We start from the raw sequence: 15,443 nt of genomic DNA, 5'->3' as shown, positions 1-15,443 counted from the left end.
CAATGCACGGCCTTTCTTGGAAATAATGTGAAAAATGCAATGACACTTGGCTGGGTGAACCGATAATGGCTCACTTCCACCTGGCTTGGGAATTAGGCGGGGATCCCGCCCATGCAGGACGCTTGCGGGTCATTGCGCAAGCCCTGCTGGCACGGCGCCATGCCGTCAGCCTGTCGGTACGCGACCTGGCGCAGGCGCGCCGCCTGCTGGGCGGGCTCGACGTGACGATGCTGCAGGCGCCGCTGTGGCTGCACGGGGCTGCCCAGCATGCGGCCAGCCTGGCCGAGATCATGCTCGCCTCCGGCTACCGCGAGGCGCAGGGACTGGACGGGCTGGTGCGCGGCTGGCGCTCCGCGTTGCAGTTGCTGAAGCCGGACGTGGTCGTGGCCGAGTTCGCTCCCACGGCCTTGCTGGCGGCGCGCACGCTGGACATCCCCGCGGCAGCGATCGGGGCCGGCTTTACCTTGCCGCCGTCCGGCCAGCCGCTGCCCAACTTCCGCCCTTGGGAAGCGATGGACCTGCAACGTCTGGCTGCCGCCGAAATGCACACCCTGAAAGTAATGAACACGGTGCTGGTGCACCACGGCGGCGTGCCTTATGTCCAGGCGGCCGACGCGCTGCTGGGGCGCCAGCACTTCCTGTGCGCCTGGCCCGAACTCGACCATTACGGCCGTCCGCCCGAACGCGAGCAGTGGTTTGGCCCGGCGTTCGTGGCAGCGGCCGGCGAAGCGCCGCAATGGCCGCCGGGCCATGGGCATAAGGTGTTCGTCTACTTGCGGCAGGAGCATCCGGCCCATGTCGCCGTGCTGCACGCCCTGGTGATGGAAGGCTGCCGGGTGCTGTGCTACCAACCGGAAGTAGCTGCCGGTGCGGTGCCGCCGGTACATGCCACCAGCCTGGCCTATGCGCGCGGCCCGGTCAACCTGGCAGCGGCGCTGGCCGAATCGCGCATCTGCGTCAGCCAGGCGGGCGAGGGCACCATCGCGCATTCGCTGCTGGCGGCGGTGCCGATGCTGCTGCTGCCGACCCAGCTCGAGCGCTACCTGCTGGCGGCCAGGCTGGAACAGGCAGGCGTGGCAGTCAACGGCGGCCGCCTGCCGGGCACGGTGGATTGGCGCAGCGTGGTGCGCAGCCTGCTGATGGATGGCCGCACCCTGATGGCGGCGCGCGGGGTGGCCAACCGCTATGCCGGCTTTACCCCGGCGCAGATGGCGGACCGGCTGGCGGCCCGCCTGGAGTTGCTGGTGTCGAACGGCTAATGGGCCGAAGGCTGCCGCTGCCGTTCGCAGTACTGGCGCCAGGCCAGCTCCTCCAGGGCCGCCACCGCTTCGCGCAATCCGTCGAAACGCGGATCGCTGAAACTGCGGGCAAATCGTTCGTGGAAAGCGGCCCGCTCCAGTTCAGCGGGATTCTGCTTGCGTGACTGCTTCATCGTGATCTCCAAGGCTTGCAGCCAGTTTGGCATCGGGCAATGGTCGCGTCTGTGCGGCAGCGTACTTTTGGTCGCCGGGCTTGCTTGTCATTTAATTAATCCCTACTGTTTGACGGGCAATTCTTCCTAGGGAAACGTTGCGATTTGGGCTACAAGTCAGTACACTCAATTTAATTCACGGCAACCATTTAAGTTCCGAATAAAAGTGTATTCACAGGCGCAAATCGATCCGGTCGTCAGTTTCCTGAACACGCAAGGTGAAGCGGTCCGCGGCACCATCGTGACGCTCCAGCGCAAGTCGCTGGTGATGGAAGTGTATAACCCGTATTCCATCGTGCAGGTCAGCGAAGTACTCAGCGAGCTGACGGTGCGCATGGGCACTGCCAGTGCCTATATCGGCAAGGCTGTCGTGATCAGCATGGTCAACACGGGCCTGACCGCCGTGGTGTCGGTGACGCTGATCGACGAATGGCGCGAGCTGAGCGAGGTGGTCATGCTGCCAGGCGCCGTGGGCCGCGAAGCGAGCAAGTTCGTGCTGGACTGGGATGAACGTTTCCGCATCCGCCGCGACTACCAGATTGCCGTCAACGAATCGCGTGCCTACCTGGCTGAAGTGGCGCGCTGGGTGGAGCAGGTCGACCTGTCCGATTCGCTGCCGAAAGAAGGCGGCCGCCTGCGCGCCGATGTGTTTGCCGAGCTGGCCGGGCCCCTGATCATGCGGGTGCGCCGCTATTTCGATGATTTGAACAAGGAAGCGGGGCTGGTCGAGCCGGATGCCGCCGCCGCCCACCGCGCCTTTGCCCAGGGTGCGCTGCACCCGCTGATCCTGCGCGCGCCTTTCGTATTCCGCACCTTCAGCAAGCCGCTCGGTTATGCCGGCGACTATGAGATGGTGAACCAGATCCTGGGCGACCCGCGCCAGGGGCCGAGCACCTACTTCCAGATCGTCAATGCGGCCTTCCTGCAAACCGCGGTGGCGGTGGCGCACCGCAACCGCATCGACATCCTGGTCGACTTCCTGAAGCGCCATGCCGACGCTGCGCGCCGTGTCGGGCGCCCGTTCCGCGTGCTGAACGTGGGCTGCGGCCCGGCGCAGGAAATCCAGCGCTTCCTGCGCGAATACGACGAGCCGCACTGGCTGTCGTTTGAACTGGTCGACTTCAGCGAGGAAACGCTGGCCTGGACGCGCGGACAGTTGAGCGGCATCAGCGCCGGCCTGGCGCGCCAGCCGGACATCCGCTTCGTGCAGGATTCCGTGCACAACCTGCTGAAGCGCCGCATCGACGGGCCGCAAGTGGGCGCCGATTTCGACGTGGTGTATTGCGCCGGCCTGTTCGACTACCTGTCGGACAAGGTGTGCAGCCGCCTGCTGAGTTATTTTGCCTCCTGCATGAAGAGCGGCGGGCGCCTGCTGGTGACCAATGTCCATTCCAGCAACCCGGAACGCCCCGGCATGGAACACCTGCTGGAGTGGTACCTGATCTACCGCGACGAAGCCAAGATGGAGCAGCTGCTGCCGCACCAGTCGCGCGAACGCAGCACCTATGTCGATGCGACCGGCGTCAATGTGTTTGCCGAAGCGTCGCTGCCATGACCGGACCGGCGCCCTACGTGAACCTGCACCTGCATTCGGCCTATGAATCCGACTTGCGCGCCTACCGCCTGCGCTTCAGCCGCGGCGGCGCGTGGACGGCGATCGGCCTGGTGTTGCTGGGGATCGGCCTGGATTTCAGCCTGTATCCCGACCACCTGTGGGAATTTACGCTGGCGCGTGTGCTGGTGTCGCTGGCCATCCTGGGCATTATCGGCCTGATGCGCCAGCCCTGGGGCGCGCGCCATGTAGAGGCGATGAGCTTTACCTGGCTGATGCTGCCGCAGGTGATGATTGCCTGGATGATTGCCGTGACAGAAGGCGCGTCCTCGATCTATTACGCGGGCCTCAACCTTGGCGTGTTCGCCTCGGCCATCGCGTTTGCCTTCCGCATGTGGCAGAACCTGACGCTTGGACTGTTGACCTACCTGCTGTACGCGGCGGCCTGCTGGGTGTACGACGGCCAGGCGCCGGTGGGCGGCGCGTTTGCCGTCAATTCGCTGCTGCTGGCCTTCAGCGCCATCGCCAGCGCGGTCTGCACCTATTACAACGAACAGGCCCGCTTCAACCTGTTCCAGCTCAAGGCGGAGCTGGCCGACAAGAATGCCCAGCTCGAGGCGAACAACCGCAGCCTGGCTGAAATCAAGGGCCAGATGCTGCAGCAGGAAAAGATGGCAGCCCTGGGCACCCTGGCGGCCGGCCTGCTGCACGAGGTGAACAACCCGGTCAACTTCTGCATGATGGCGATCGACATCGCGATGGAGGAGCCGGGCGCCAAGAGCAGCGAAGTGCTGTTGGAATGCCTGACCGATGCCAAATCGGGCATGCAGCGGGTGCAGTACATCGTATCGGACCTGAAGACTTTCGCCTACCGCAAGTCCGGCAGCGACCATGAAAGCGCGCAATTCCTGTTCGAGCGCGCACTGGAATCGTCGGTGCGCCTGGTAGGCCACGAAATCAAGGGCATCAAGGTCAATCGCCACCTGCAGCCGGACACCCTGGTGCGGGGCGACGAGGCGGCCATCATCGGCGTGCTGATCAACCTGTTGAGTAATGCGGCGCTGGCCATGCGCAAAGGCGCCACCCAGGGGCCAAGCATCGATATCTACGCGGAAGCGCGCGGCGACCGCCTGCAGATCACGGTGCGCGACAACGGCCCCGGCATCGCGCCGGAGAATATCGGGCGCGTCTTCGAACCATTCTTCACCACCCGCGAAGTCGGGCAGGGCCTGGGGCTGGGCCTGTCGATCTGCTACAGCGTGATCCAGCGCCACGGCGGTCTGCTGGCCGCGGAAAGCGTGCCGGGCGAATGGACCAGGTTCACGTTTGACTTGCCGCGCGTGACCGGAGGTGAGAAATGAACCAACGCAGCCAGGCCCCGACGGTGCTGTATGTGGACGACGAGGAGCTGGCGCGCAAGTATTTTGCGCGCGCGGTGGAAAACGATTTCACCGTATTGACCGCCCCGAGCGTGGACGAGGCGCTGGAAATCCTGGCCAAGCCTGACAGCGATATCGACGTGCTGGTCACCGATTACCGCATGCCGGGCCGCGTCGGCGGCGAGCTGCTGCGCCAGGTCGAGCGCGATTACCCGCATCTGGTGCGCATCCTGGTGACGGCTTATGCCGACAAGGAAGTGCTGCTGGAGACCATCAACGGCGGCGACATCTTCCGCATCCTGGAAAAGCCGCTGGATACCCATACCGTGCGCGATGCGCTGCGCCTGGCCAGCGAAAGCGCGCGTGAACGCGCGATGCGCCGCCAAAGCCTGCTGGCCATCGAAGAAACGGTGGCTTTCCTGGCGCACGAACTGAATACGCCACTGGCCACCATTGCCAATTTCGCGCGCAATATCCAGCGCCGCATCAACGGCCAGGTGGAAGACAATGGCTTGCCGCTGCGCGCCGATATCGGCAACGCCGCGGCGCACATGAACGACAACGCGCGTTACTGCCTGTCGGTGCTGGCTTCGTTTGTCGAATCGGTCAAGCGCGCCAGCGTGGTGCCGGCCGCGCGCCTGGCCAGCGGCAGCGCGCAGCAGATGGTCACGGCCTTGCTGGGCGTGTATCCGCTGGCGCCCGGCCAGCGCGAGATGATCGAAGTGGATGTGCAGGCCGACTTCAATGTGCGCGCCTCGCCAAACTGCGTGGCGCTGGTGCTGTCTTCGCTGCTCAGCAATGCGCTGCGCGCGCTGCAAGGTCAGCCCGATCCGGCCGTCAGGATCACCGTGGGCGTGGCACAGCGCCCGTATATTGTCGTGGAAGACAATGGCCCCGGCATTGCGCCGGCGCTGCTGAACCGCCTGTTGCTGGACCCGGTGTCCATGCATGGCGACGAAGGCGGCAGCGGCTGGGGGCTGATCTTCTGCAACCGTGTGATGCAATCTTTCGGCGGCCACTTGCGGGTGCAGTCGGAACAGGGTTGCCGCACCACCGTCACCATGAATTTCCCGCAGTTAGAGAAGGAACCAGCATGATAGAAAAAGAATCGGCACGACCCGCGCCGGCGATCCTCTACGTCGACGACGAGGCGACCGCCCTCAAATATTTCCAGCGCGCCCTGGGCTCGCTGGCGCCGGTCTATGTGGCCGAGTCGGTGGAGGAGGGCAAGCGCATGCTCGACGAGCACGCCGACGACATCGCGGTGCTGGTATCGGACCAGCGCATGCCCGGGGCCTACGGCAATGAGCTGCTGTTCTACGCGTGGGACCGCTACCCGCATATCGTGCGCATCCTGACCACCGCCTATTCGGAACTGGAACACACGGTCGACGCGGTCAACCAGGGCCAGATCCACCGCTACATTCAGAAGCCCTGGGATATCGCCGCGCTGCGCATGGAGCTGAAGCAGGCGCTGGCCCTGGCCAAGCTGCAAAAGGAGCACTCGCAGCTGCTGCGCGAAAAGCTGCTGGTACGCCAGAAGCAGGCCGTGGCCAGCCGCATCGGTACCCTGTACACGCTGGCCGCCAGCCTGTCGGCCGGGCCCTCGTTCGTGCCGGTGGAAAGCTACCTGGCCGGTGCCCTGAGCGCCGGCATGACGCCACCGGAACCGGACTGGCTGATGCTGGACCACTCGGACCTGATCAGCTCGGAGGCTTTCCGCAGCGCCGCCTTCGGCTGCGCCGTGCGCGACCACCTGCAAGACCTCGAGCAGCGCTATCCCGATGCCAACCCGGCCCATGCCTTCGCGCTGCTGGCGGAAGCGTTCGGACCGACCTTCCGCGCGGTGGACGCCAGCCACGGCCTGTTCCTGAAGGCGTCCCAGCTCACCGAATTCCTGGAAACGCCAACCAGCGCCCCGGTATCGTCGCAGCACGCGTTCTGGCTGGCCTGCCTGCTGTGGATGGGCAAGCGCGGCGCATCACTGCAAATGGCCAGCAATGTGCTGGGCGTCGAATGCCGCCTGGTGCAGGCCGACGCGGCGCTGACCCCGTCGCAGCTGGCGGCCTGGGTCGAGCAGTTCTGATCAGCGCAGCGCCAGCGTGCGCTGCTGCTGTCCGTCGGCCTGGCTGCCCATGAGCTGAGCCAGGCGGCGCGCATGTTCCAGCATGGTGGCCGAGGCGCCGGCCGCCTGCTGTACCAGTTCGGCGTTCTGCTGCGTCACCTGGTCCATTGCGCCGACGGCGCTGGTCACCAGTTCAATGCCGGCCGCCTGGGCCCGGCTGCCAGCCGTGATGCCTTGCATCAGTCCCGCCACCTGCTGCACCGATTCCACCAGTTGCTCCATCACTTGCCCAGTAGCGCCGGCCAGCTGGTTGCCGTGTCCGGCTTTTGCGACCGAATCGCCGATCATCTGCCGGATTTCCTGCGCGGCCGTGGCGCTGCGCTGGGCCACCCTGGACCGCGTCCTGCGAGGCGCGGCTCACCAGTTCAGTGGCGGCGTGCGCATCGTCGGCCGTCTGGCGCACCGCCTGCGCCAGTTGTTGTACGGTGCCCACAGTGCGCAGCAGTTTGGCCGCTTGTTGTTCGATGCGCGCCGACGGCTCCTGGTTGCCGCTGGCGATGGCGTGCGCCGCATCGCTGATGGCGTCGAGCCCGGCGTGGGCTTCGGTAAGCGTGCGGGTGCATGCGGTTGAAGCTGGCTTGCAGGGTGCGGCGGTCGGCCTCGGTCTGTATGCGCTGGCGCGTGAAGCTGACTGCGAAATGGTGCCGAAGCCGGCCTGCTGCAGGAAATTGAAGGACAGGTGGTGCACCGCGGCAAAGGCGGCCGCTGCCACGATCACGCGCCAGTCTTGGTAGACCTTCAGCAGTGCCAGCAGCACGAAAATGCCGAAATGCAGTTCGATCATGCCCACCGCGTGGTGGCCACAAGACTGGGATGAGCAGCTTGTGGGCCTTGCTGTAATGATCGTGCATGGGAGCCTCTCCAGTCATTTTGAAAATACCTATTGCCTGGAATAAATACTTGCATGTCGATAAAGTAGTGAAAGTGGGCGCGCTTTACGTGCGCTGTGCCTGCCCAACCTTGGCTAGCATGTAGGCAGGATTTGAAACAAGGAGGCCTGTCATGCCAAGAGGAGCCAGCCAGAAACGGGAACGCGAGTACAAGGAACTCAAGCAGGAGTTCAAGCAGGAGCACCGCTATCCCGGCCGCGAAGAAGAAGTCGCGGCGCGCATCGTGAACAAGCAGCGCCGCGAACACGGCGAAACCAAGGCCCAGAAGTCGCGCTCGGGGCGTAAAGTGCATTAAGCAAGGCAGTTTGAACAAGACTTTCTGGCAACTTTTCGCTGGAGAGTCGGTTATACTCGGGGCTTCGGAGAACCGGAGCTGCCATGCCAGACCACGCCTTGCCCGAACGTGCTTCCCTGCGACACAGGATCGGCCCGGCGGGCCTGGGGACGGTGCTGGCCGGGCTGCTGGTAACGGCAGTTTTGCTGCTGACCCTGCTGGCCGCCGGCTTGCTGGGCTGGCGCACTGCGGCGGAACTGAAGCGCAGCATCGGCCAGGGACTGGCCCAGCGGGCCGGCGACAGCGCCGACCAGCTCGACGCTGCCATGTTCGAGCGCTATCGCGAAGTCCAGCTGCTGGCGCGCCGCGCCGGGGCATCCGGTGCCGAGCACACTGTGGCGCAACGACGCCACCTGCTGGACGACCTGCAGCGCACCTATCCCCTGTATGCCTGGATCGGGCTGGCCGATGCGGCCGGCAAGGTCACCATCGCCACCGGCGGCGTGCTGGAAGGTGCCAATGTTGCGCAACAGCCGTGGTGGGCCGAAGCGCCAAGCGGGGTCTACGTGCACGACGTGCATGCCGATCCGCTGCTGGGGCACCTGCTGCCGTCCAACGGCAGCCGCGCCTTGCGTGTGATCGACCTGGCGTTCCCGTATTACGACGGCGCCAGCCGCCCGGCCGGGGTACTGGGCGTGCAGCTGCACTGGAACTGGGCGCGCGAACTACTGGCTGAAAACGTGCTGGTGGTGTCGCGCGGCGGCAAGGTGCTGGCTGGTCCTGACGGCTTGCTGGAACAGCCCTTGCCAAGCGCAGCGCTGGCGCAGGCGCGGCTGCAGCATGCCGGTTATGTGGAAGAACGCTGGGCCGATGGGCGCGACTACCTGGTGGGCTACGGCCGCACCCGCGGGTATGACGGCTATCCGGGGCTGGGCTGGACCGTGCTGGTCAGGCAGGATGCCGCCAGCGCGCTGGCGCCGGTGCGCCGGCTGCAGGCCGGGGTGGCGCTGGTCGGCATGGCGCTGGCCGTGCTGTTTGCCTTGCTTGGCTGGCGCACGGCGCGCGCCTTGCTGCAGCCGTTGCAGCAGGCGCAGGCCGCGCTACGCGCCGTGGAGCAGGGCGAGGCGCGCGAGGTGCCGCCGCTGGCGGGCGGCTTCAGCGAACTGGAAAGCCTGCGCGAAGCCTGCAACGCGGTGCTGCAGCGCCAGCAGGGCGCGGCCCGGCAACTGGCGGCCGACAAAGGGCAGTTGCTGCTGCAGCTTGAGGAGCGCGATGCCGAGCTGGCGCGGGTGCTGGAGGCCGGGCACGCCGATGCCGCGCGCCTGCGCGCCATGCTCGAGGCGACCCAGGAAGCGTTTATCGGCCTGACCAGCGATGGCATGGTCAGCGACTGGAATGAACGGGCCGGCGCCATCTTCGGCTGGCAGCGCGCCGACGTGCTGGGCAAGCCGGTCGAGCAATTCCTGCAGGCCAGTGCGGGCCTGCTGGCCAGCCTGGGCGACGGCAGCGTGGGGCAGCCGGTGGCGCTGACCGGCTGGCGCCGCGACGGTGCGCGCTTCGACGCGGAGCTGACGCTGGCGCGCCATGCGCTCGACGGGGCGCAGGCCTACGTGGTATTTGTCACCGATGCCACGCACAACCGGCGCAGCGAAGAGGCGGCGGCAGAACAGCTCTCGGCGCTGGCCAGTGTCCAGCTCGAGCTGGCCGACAAGGAACGCTTCCTGCGCACGGTGGCGGACCATAACCCGGCCGCCATCGGCTATGTCGACCAGGATGAGATATTCCGCTTTGCCAACCGCAGCTACCAGACCCTGCTCGGCATCGACCCGGCCGGCATGATCGGGCGCAGCATGCAGGACGTGCTGGGCGAGGTACTGTACCGCCAGCTCGCGCCGCAGGTGGCGGCGGCGCTGCGCGGCGAACGGGTGCACTTCGAGACCGATACCGAGCGCGCCGGCTGGCAGCGCCACTTCATGACCGATTACATCCCCGACACCGATGTGCAGGGCGAGGTGTGCGGCTTCCACATCGTGGCGCTGGACATCACGGCACGCAAGAAGGCCGAGCTGCAGCAGCAGGAAGCCAGTCGCGCCAAGAGCGCCTTCCTGGCCAATATGAGCCATGAGATCCGCACCCCGATGAATGCGGTGCTGGGCATCGGGCAACTGCTGGAGCGCACCCCGCTCAGCGCCGAACAGCAGGAATACGTGCGCCTGATCCGCGCCTCCGGCAGTGCGCTGCTGGCCCTGGTCAACGACATTCTCGACCTGTCCAAGATCGAGGCGGGCAAGCTGACCGTGGTAGCGGCACCGTTCCAGGTCGACGAGCTGGCCGAGGCGGTGGCCGCTGCCATGCAGTCGGCCAGCGTCGGCAAGCGCCTCGACCTGCTGCTCACGCAGGACCCGCAAATGCCGCCCAGCCTGGTGGGCGATTTGCAGCGTCTGCGCCAGGTGGCGCTCAACCTGGTTGGCAACGCCATCAAGTTCACCGCAGAAGGCGAGGTGCGAGTGCATATCGGCAGCAGCGCGCCGGGCAGTTCGATGGAAATCCTGCAGCTGGTGGTGAGCGACAGCGGCATCGGCATGAGCGGCGAGCAGTTGGGGCGCCTGTTCAATCCTTTCGAGCAGGCTGACACCTCGACCTCGCGGCGCTTTGGCGGCACCGGGCTCGGACTGTCGATTTCCCAGCAACTGGTGCAACTGATGGGCGGCACCATCACGGTCAGCAGCGAAGCGGGGCGCGGCAGCGAGTTCGTGGTGTCGCTGCCGCTGCAAGTGGCGCGGCGCCAGCGCGGCGACGAGGCCGACAGCGCTGCGCTGGCCGGCATGCGCGTGCTGCTGGTCGACGACCATGTGCCGACGCTGCACTACCTGGAAGCGCAGTTGCGGGGCTGGGGCTGCGTGGTGGAAGCGCACGCGGCGGCGCCGGCCGTGGACGCCGCCAGCTGGGACGTCGCCCTGGTCGATTCGGTGCTGCTGGACGCCCAGGGCACGGCCGCATTCGAGGGCTTGCGCCTGGTCGCGCTGAACCGCAGCCTGGACCGCCATTCGCTGCCGGGCGAAGCGGCGGCGCTGGCCAAGCCGGTACTGCCTGGTGCCATGCGCCTGCTGCTGCAAGGCTTGCGCCAGCAGGGCAGCTTGGCGCTGGCGCCGGAGGCCGCGCAGGCGGCCTACGCCAGCGTGCTGCGCGGCGCGCGCATCCTGCTGGTGGAAGACAACCCGACCAACCAGGTGGTGGCGCGCGGCGTGCTGGAGCCGGCCGGGGCCCAGGTGACGGTGGCCGAGCATGGCCGGCAGGCGGTGGACTTGCTGCGCGACGGCCCGGCTGACTATGACCTGGTGCTGATGGACGTGCAGATGCCGGTGATGGACGGTTTTGAAGCGACCCGCATCCTGCGCCAGCAAATGGGCCTGCGGCTGCCGATCCTGGCCATGAGCGCGGGCGTGCTCGATACCGAGCAGGCCCGCTGCCGGGAATGCGGGATGGATGGCTTCATCCCCAAGCCGGTCGACTATACGCAAATGCTGGCCAGCATCGCGGCCCACCTGGGCGCGGCCGCGCGGCCGCAGCCGGCGGCGGGCGGGGCGGCAGACCTGCAGCCGGGCGTGTTCGCTATCCGCAAGCTGCTGGCGGTGATCGGCCAGGGACCGCAGCGCCAGAACATCGTGGCGCTGGTGGCGCGCGTGGTGCGCCAGTCGCAGGCGGAATTCGATGCGGCGCAGGCGCGCTGGCAGGACGGCGACGCCAGCGGCGCGGCGGCGGCGCTGCACGCCTTGCGCGGCGGCGTCGGCAGCCTGGGTGCGCGCAACTTTGCCGAAGCCACGCTGGCGGCCGAGCAAGCCTTGCGCAGCGGCGACGGCGCGGCCGTCAAGCAACAATTCGCGCTGGTGCAAGACGCGCTGTCGGCCACGCTGCAGGCCGCGGCGCGCTGGCTGCAGCTGGAACAGCCGGCACCGGCGGCCGGCGTGCAGCAGGATTTGCAGGCGGCCATGCAGACCCTGGCCGACATGCTGCGGCGGCAGGACCTGGACGCCCTGGTGCAGTTCCGCCAGCTGCGCCCGCAACTGGCCAGCCAGCGCGGCGACGATGCCACGGCCCAATTGGAAACTGCCATCGAAGCGCTGGACTTCGGTACCGCGCTCGACGTCTTGAGTGAGGAAGCATGGAAAGCACCATCCTGATCATCGACGACAACCCCGACACCATCCGCCTGATGAGCGCGATGCTGCGCGAGCAGGCGCGGGTGCTGTTTGCCACCAATGGCATGGCGGGGCTGGAAATCGCGCGCGCCCAGCGCCCGCAACTGATCCTGCTCGACCTGCAGATGAAGAGCATGGACGGCTTTGCGGTGTGCGAACGCATCATGGCCGACCCCGACCTGCGGCATTGCCCGGTGATTTTCGTGACCGCCAGCAGCGGCGTGGAAAGCGAGATCGCCTGCCTCGATGCCGGCGCGGTGGACTTCATCACCAAGCCCTTGAGCGGGCCGGTGGTGCAGGCCCGCGTGCGCACCCATTTGCGCCTGCAGGCGGCGCTGGCCAGCCTGGACACGCTGGCGCACCAGGATGGCCTGACCGGCCTGCACAACCGGCGCTATTTCGACGAGCGGTTCGCGCTCGAAGTGGCGCGGCACCGGCGCCAGGGTGCGGCGCTGGGGGTGGCGCTGGTCGATGTCGACCACTTCAAGCTGTATAACGACCACTATGGCCACCAGGTGGGCGACGAATGCCTGCGCGCAGTGGCGCAGGCGCTGGCGCAGTGCACGCGCCGGCCGGGCGAACTGGTGGCGCGCTACGGCGGCGAGGAATTCGTGGTGCTGCTGCCGAATAGCTGCGAAGACGACGTGCAGCGCTACGGCGGCTGGATCTGCGAGCACGTGGCGGGGCTGGGGCTGCCGCATGCCGCCTCGCCGGTGGCGCCGCAGGTCACCATCAGCGTCGGCCTGTGCTCGCTGGCGCCGGACAGCGACGACAGCCCGGCCAGGTTGCTGGAGGCGGCCGACAAGGCGCTGTACGAAGCCAAGCGCGGCGGGCGCAACCGCGCCACGCTGGGCGGCGCGGCCGGCGCTAGGTGCCGGGCAGGCTGATCCGGTTGCGCCCCATGTGCTTGGCGCGGTACAGCGCCGCATCGGCCGTGGCCACCAGCTGCGCCGGCTGGTGCTCGTGGGAGGCGATGGCCGTGGCGGCGCCGATGCTGACCGTGACGTAGTGCTGGGCCGCGCCGCTAGTGGGCAGGCGCAGCGCCTCGACCCGGCAGCGGATCCGTTCGGCCACGATGGCGGCCCCTTTCAGCGACTGGTTGGGCAGGATCACGGCAAATTCCTCGCCGCCATAGCGCGCCACCAGGTCATTGGCACGCATCTCGCCGGCCACGGCTGCGGCAATGCGCTTCAGGCAATCGTCGCCGCCGACGTGGCCGTAGGCGTCGTTGTATTGCTTGAAGTTGTCGACGTCGACCATCAGCAGCGACAGCGGTTGCGCCTGGCGCAGGGCGCGCTGCCATTCGGCCAGCAGGGTGTGGTCGAAGCAGCGCCGGTTGGCCAGCCCGGTCAGGCCGTCGCGCGTGGCCAGCTGCTCGAGCGCGATCTGGGCCTGCTTTTCCTCGGTCAGGTCGCGCAGGGTTTCCACCACGGCCACCAGCTGGCCGTCGCTGTCGTAGATCGGGCTGGCGTCGGCGGCCAGGTAGCGGCGGCCGGCGGTGCGCGGCATTTCGCACCAGTTTTCCGCGCACAGATTGTCCTGGCTGCCGGCCGGGCCGCGCGACTGGCCGTCGTACAGGTCGAGGATCTCGCCGGTGCGGCCGGCGATCACCAGGTCGGCCAAGGTCGGGCGCTGGTTGGCATAGAAGGCGCACCAGTGCCCGCTGGTGCCGAGCAGCTCGTGCCCCGGCACGCCGGTCAGGCGTTCGCAGGCGCGGTTCCAGATGATGACCCGGCCCTGGGCGTCGAGCACGAAAGTGGGAATGACCAGCAGCTCCATCAGCTTCAGCGCAAAACCCTGCGGCTGGTCGGGGGAGGGTGCTTCCATCAGGTGGGAGATCTTGAGCAGACTATTCATTTGGCGGCGGCCCTGTTTGTTGTTCACTGCGTCGGGAATTTGATTGTGCCGCTGCCGCAAGAGGCAAATGTTGACGAAGCGCAAAGCCGTTTCGTTTCGTGAAACGCGCTATAATGTAGGGTTGCCGACCACCGGATGTCCCCGTGACTTATAGCATCAAGGAAATTTTCTACACCCTGCAGGGCGAAGGCGCCCATGCCGGGCGGCCTGCCGTGTTTTGCCGATTTTCCGGCTGCAACCTGTGGAGCGGCCGCGAGCAGGACCGCGCCAGCGCCGTATGCCAGTTCTGCGATACCGACTTTGTCGGCAGCGACGGCGAGCGCGGTGGCAAATTCGCCACGCCACAGGCGCTGGCAGGGGAAATCGACGGTCTGTGGCCGGCCGGCCATGGCCACAAGTACGTGGTGTTTACCGGCGGCGAACCGCTGTTGCAACTCGATGCGCCGCTGATCGCAGCGATGCACGCGCTGGGCTTTACCATTGCCATCGAAACCAATGGCACCATCGCGGTGCCGGCCGGCGTGGACTGGATCTGCGTCAGCCCGAAAATGGGGGCGCAGCTGGTGGTGGCCAAGGGCCATGAAATCAAGGTCGTGATCCCGCAGAAGGACCAGGACCTGGCCGCCTACGAAGGCCTGGATTTCGAGAATTTCTTCGTGCAGCCGATGGATGGCCCGCTGGCGGCCTTCAATACCACGCTGGCGATCGAGACCTGCAAGCGCAATCCGAAATGGAAACTGAGCCTGCAAACCCATAAACTGTTGAACATACCTTAAGTACTGCTGACCCGATGTTAACGATTACCCGCAAGCTGGAATTCGATGCCGGCCATCGCATTCCGGACCACAAGAGCCAGTGCCGCAACCTGCACGGCCACCGCTACACCCTGGAAATCACCCTGACCGGCAAGGTGATCGACGCCGAAGGCAATTCCGACAACGGCATGATCATGGACTTTTCCGACGTCAAGACCATCGCCAGGGAACACCTGGTCGACGTCTGGGACCACGCCTTCCTAGTGTACGAGAAAGATGCGGCGGTCAAGGATTTCCTCGCTTCACTGCCGAACCACAAGACGGTGGTGATCGACCGCATCCCGACGGTGGAAAACCTGGCGGCGGTGGCCTGGGACATCCTGAAGGCCGCCTTCAAGGACCGTTACGGCACCGGCCTGCACCTGCACAAGCTGGTGCTGCACGAAACCCCGAACTGCTGGGCTGAAATTGTCGAATGAGCGCTACATGCGCGAGGCGCTGCTGGAAGCGCGTCGCGCCTGGGCCGAAGGCGAGGTGCCGGTAGGCGCCGTGGTGGTCAAGGATGGCGTGGTGATCGGCCGCGGCTACAACCAGCCGATCGGCCGCCACGACCCGACCGCCCACGCCGAAATCATGGCCCTGCGCGCCGCCGCCGAGGCGCTGGGCAATTACCGCTTGCCCGGCTGCGAGCTGTACGTCACGCTGGAGCCCTGCGTGATGTGTTCCGGCGCCATGATGCACGCCCGCCTGGCGCGCATTGTCTATGGCGCCAGCGACCCCAAGACCGGCGCCTGTGGCTCGGTTGTCAATGTTTTCCAGAGCGAACAACTGAACCACCACGCCGAGGTGGCAGGCGGCCTGCTGGCTGACGACTGCGGCCAGATGCTGAAGGATTTCTTCGCCGAACGCCGCGCGCTGCGCAAAAACAACGCCGCCTGAGC

General features: G+C 66.5%; 15 protein-coding genes. 12 read left to right on the top strand and 3 right to left on the bottom strand.

The window, feature by feature from the left end:
- Positions 1 to 65: 65 nt before the first annotated feature.
- The gene (locus ASD58_RS23845; RefSeq protein ID WP_156401455.1) at positions 66 to 1,259 is read left to right on the top strand and encodes a glycosyltransferase; all 1,194 of its coding nucleotides are present in this window, start codon (positions 66 to 68) and stop codon (positions 1,257 to 1,259) included.
- On the opposite strand, the gene ASD58_RS23840 is transcribed toward ASD58_RS23845, so the two are convergent.
- Complete coding sequence (locus ASD58_RS23840) at positions 1,256 to 1,432, bottom strand: hypothetical protein (protein ID WP_156401454.1); 177 nt, start codon at positions 1,430 to 1,432, stop codon at positions 1,256 to 1,258. The two genes, ASD58_RS23845 and ASD58_RS23840, sit on opposite strands and share 4 nt — an antisense overlap.
- A gap of 205 nt (positions 1,433 to 1,637) precedes the next feature.
- On the opposite strand from ASD58_RS23840, the gene ASD58_RS23835 reads away from it, so the two are divergent.
- The 4 genes from ASD58_RS23835 to ASD58_RS23820 are packed head-to-tail and all read left to right on the top strand — an operon-like array spanning position 1,638 to position 6,488.
- The gene (locus ASD58_RS23835) at positions 1,638 to 3,026 is read left to right on the top strand and encodes a class I SAM-dependent methyltransferase (protein WP_057263803.1); all 1,389 of its coding nucleotides are present in this window, start codon (positions 1,638 to 1,640) and stop codon (positions 3,024 to 3,026) included.
- Positions 3,023 to 4,384, top strand: coding sequence for a sensor histidine kinase (locus tag ASD58_RS23830; protein ID WP_057263801.1), 1,362 nt, complete (start codon positions 3,023 to 3,025; stop codon positions 4,382 to 4,384). Before ASD58_RS23835 ends, ASD58_RS23830 begins: the two co-directional genes overlap by 4 nt.
- Positions 4,381 to 5,499: a hybrid sensor histidine kinase/response regulator gene (locus ASD58_RS23825; RefSeq protein WP_057263799.1), complete on the top strand. Its 1,119-nt coding sequence runs from the start codon at positions 4,381 to 4,383 to the stop codon at positions 5,497 to 5,499. The genes ASD58_RS23830 and ASD58_RS23825 overlap by 4 nt, the downstream gene beginning before the upstream one ends.
- Positions 5,496 to 6,488, top strand: coding sequence for a response regulator (locus tag ASD58_RS23820; RefSeq protein WP_057263797.1), 993 nt, complete (start codon positions 5,496 to 5,498; stop codon positions 6,486 to 6,488). The genes ASD58_RS23825 and ASD58_RS23820 overlap by 4 nt, the downstream gene beginning before the upstream one ends.
- Here ASD58_RS23820 and ASD58_RS23815 read toward each other — a convergent pair whose 3' ends face one another.
- The gene (locus tag ASD58_RS23815; RefSeq protein WP_082565641.1) at positions 6,489 to 6,815 is read right to left on the bottom strand and encodes a hypothetical protein; all 327 of its coding nucleotides are present in this window, start codon (positions 6,813 to 6,815) and stop codon (positions 6,489 to 6,491) included.
- Positions 6,816 to 6,961: 146 nt separating this feature from the next.
- On the opposite strand from ASD58_RS23815, the gene ASD58_RS32665 reads away from it, so the two are divergent.
- From ASD58_RS32665 to ASD58_RS23795, 4 genes are all read left to right on the top strand, one after another.
- On the top strand, positions 6,962 to 7,261 hold the full coding sequence (locus ASD58_RS32665; RefSeq protein ID WP_304438522.1) for a hypothetical protein: 300 nt from the start codon (positions 6,962 to 6,964) through the stop codon (positions 7,259 to 7,261).
- 268 nt (positions 7,262 to 7,529) lie between these two features.
- The gene (locus tag ASD58_RS23805) at positions 7,530 to 7,712 is read left to right on the top strand and encodes a hypothetical protein (RefSeq protein WP_057263791.1); all 183 of its coding nucleotides are present in this window, start codon (positions 7,530 to 7,532) and stop codon (positions 7,710 to 7,712) included.
- Between the two features lie 83 nt (positions 7,713 to 7,795).
- Positions 7,796 to 11,872 carry an ATP-binding protein gene (locus ASD58_RS23800; protein WP_057263789.1) on the top strand — a complete coding sequence of 1,359 codons (4,077 nt, stop codon included), beginning with the start codon at positions 7,796 to 7,798 and terminating at the stop codon, positions 11,870 to 11,872.
- Complete coding sequence (locus ASD58_RS23795; protein WP_057263787.1) at positions 11,854 to 12,777, top strand: diguanylate cyclase domain-containing protein; 924 nt, start codon at positions 11,854 to 11,856, stop codon at positions 12,775 to 12,777. Before ASD58_RS23800 ends, ASD58_RS23795 begins: the two co-directional genes overlap by 19 nt.
- On the opposite strand, the gene ASD58_RS23790 is transcribed toward ASD58_RS23795, so the two are convergent.
- Positions 12,758 to 13,747 (bottom strand): sensor domain-containing diguanylate cyclase, encoded by a 990-nt coding sequence (locus tag ASD58_RS23790; RefSeq protein WP_082565661.1) that lies wholly within the window; start codon positions 13,745 to 13,747, stop codon positions 12,758 to 12,760. The two genes, ASD58_RS23795 and ASD58_RS23790, sit on opposite strands and share 20 nt — an antisense overlap.
- 143 nt (positions 13,748 to 13,890) lie before the next feature.
- Here ASD58_RS23790 and queE point away from each other — a divergent pair, with 143 nt between their 5' ends.
- From queE to tadA, 3 genes are read left to right on the top strand one after another with little or no spacing between them, the layout of a single operon-like run.
- Positions 13,891 to 14,523 (top strand): 7-carboxy-7-deazaguanine synthase, encoded by a 633-nt coding sequence (gene queE, locus ASD58_RS23785; protein WP_057263785.1) that lies wholly within the window; start codon positions 13,891 to 13,893, stop codon positions 14,521 to 14,523.
- Between the two features lie 14 nt (positions 14,524 to 14,537).
- Positions 14,538 to 14,981 carry a 6-carboxytetrahydropterin synthase QueD gene (gene queD / locus ASD58_RS23780; RefSeq protein WP_057263783.1) on the top strand — a complete coding sequence of 148 codons (444 nt, stop codon included), beginning with the start codon at positions 14,538 to 14,540 and terminating at the stop codon, positions 14,979 to 14,981.
- A gap of 7 nt (positions 14,982 to 14,988) precedes the next feature.
- The gene (gene tadA, locus ASD58_RS23775) at positions 14,989 to 15,441 is read left to right on the top strand and encodes a tRNA adenosine(34) deaminase TadA (protein ID WP_057263781.1); all 453 of its coding nucleotides are present in this window, start codon (positions 14,989 to 14,991) and stop codon (positions 15,439 to 15,441) included.
- Positions 15,442 to 15,443 lie beyond the last annotated feature (2 nt).

It is taken from the genome of Duganella sp. Root1480D1 (assembly GCF_001427305.1).
GTDB lineage: Bacteria > Pseudomonadota > Gammaproteobacteria > Burkholderiales > Burkholderiaceae_D > Rugamonas.
Note: the sequence above shows the minus strand (reverse complement) of the source record. Positions and strands in the feature narration are given on the sequence as shown.

Coding starts and splice junctions, on each gene's coding strand:
- ASD58_RS23790 (WP_082565661.1), bottom strand. CDS start 13,747: ATGAATAGTCTGCTCAAGATCTCCCACCTGATGGAAGCACCCTCCCCC.
- ASD58_RS23830 (WP_057263801.1), top strand. CDS start 3,023: ATGACCGGACCGGCGCCCTACGTGAACCTGCACCTGCATTCGGCCTAT.
- ASD58_RS23845 (WP_156401455.1), top strand. CDS start 66: ATGGCTCACTTCCACCTGGCTTGGGAATTAGGCGGGGATCCCGCCCAT.
- ASD58_RS23820 (WP_057263797.1), top strand. CDS start 5,496: ATGATAGAAAAAGAATCGGCACGACCCGCGCCGGCGATCCTCTACGTC.
- ASD58_RS23815 (WP_082565641.1), bottom strand. CDS start 6,815: ATGATCGGCGATTCGGTCGCAAAAGCCGGACACGGCAACCAGCTGGCC.
- queD (WP_057263783.1), top strand. CDS start 14,538: ATGTTAACGATTACCCGCAAGCTGGAATTCGATGCCGGCCATCGCATT.
- ASD58_RS23840 (WP_156401454.1), bottom strand. CDS start 1,432: ATGAAGCAGTCACGCAAGCAGAATCCCGCTGAACTGGAGCGGGCCGCT.
- ASD58_RS23800 (WP_057263789.1), top strand. CDS start 7,796: ATGCCAGACCACGCCTTGCCCGAACGTGCTTCCCTGCGACACAGGATC.
- ASD58_RS23825 (WP_057263799.1), top strand. CDS start 4,381: ATGAACCAACGCAGCCAGGCCCCGACGGTGCTGTATGTGGACGACGAG.
- tadA (WP_057263781.1), top strand. CDS start 14,989: ATGCGCGAGGCGCTGCTGGAAGCGCGTCGCGCCTGGGCCGAAGGCGAG.
- ASD58_RS23795 (WP_057263787.1), top strand. CDS start 11,854: ATGGAAAGCACCATCCTGATCATCGACGACAACCCCGACACCATCCGC.
- ASD58_RS23805 (WP_057263791.1), top strand. CDS start 7,530: ATGCCAAGAGGAGCCAGCCAGAAACGGGAACGCGAGTACAAGGAACTC.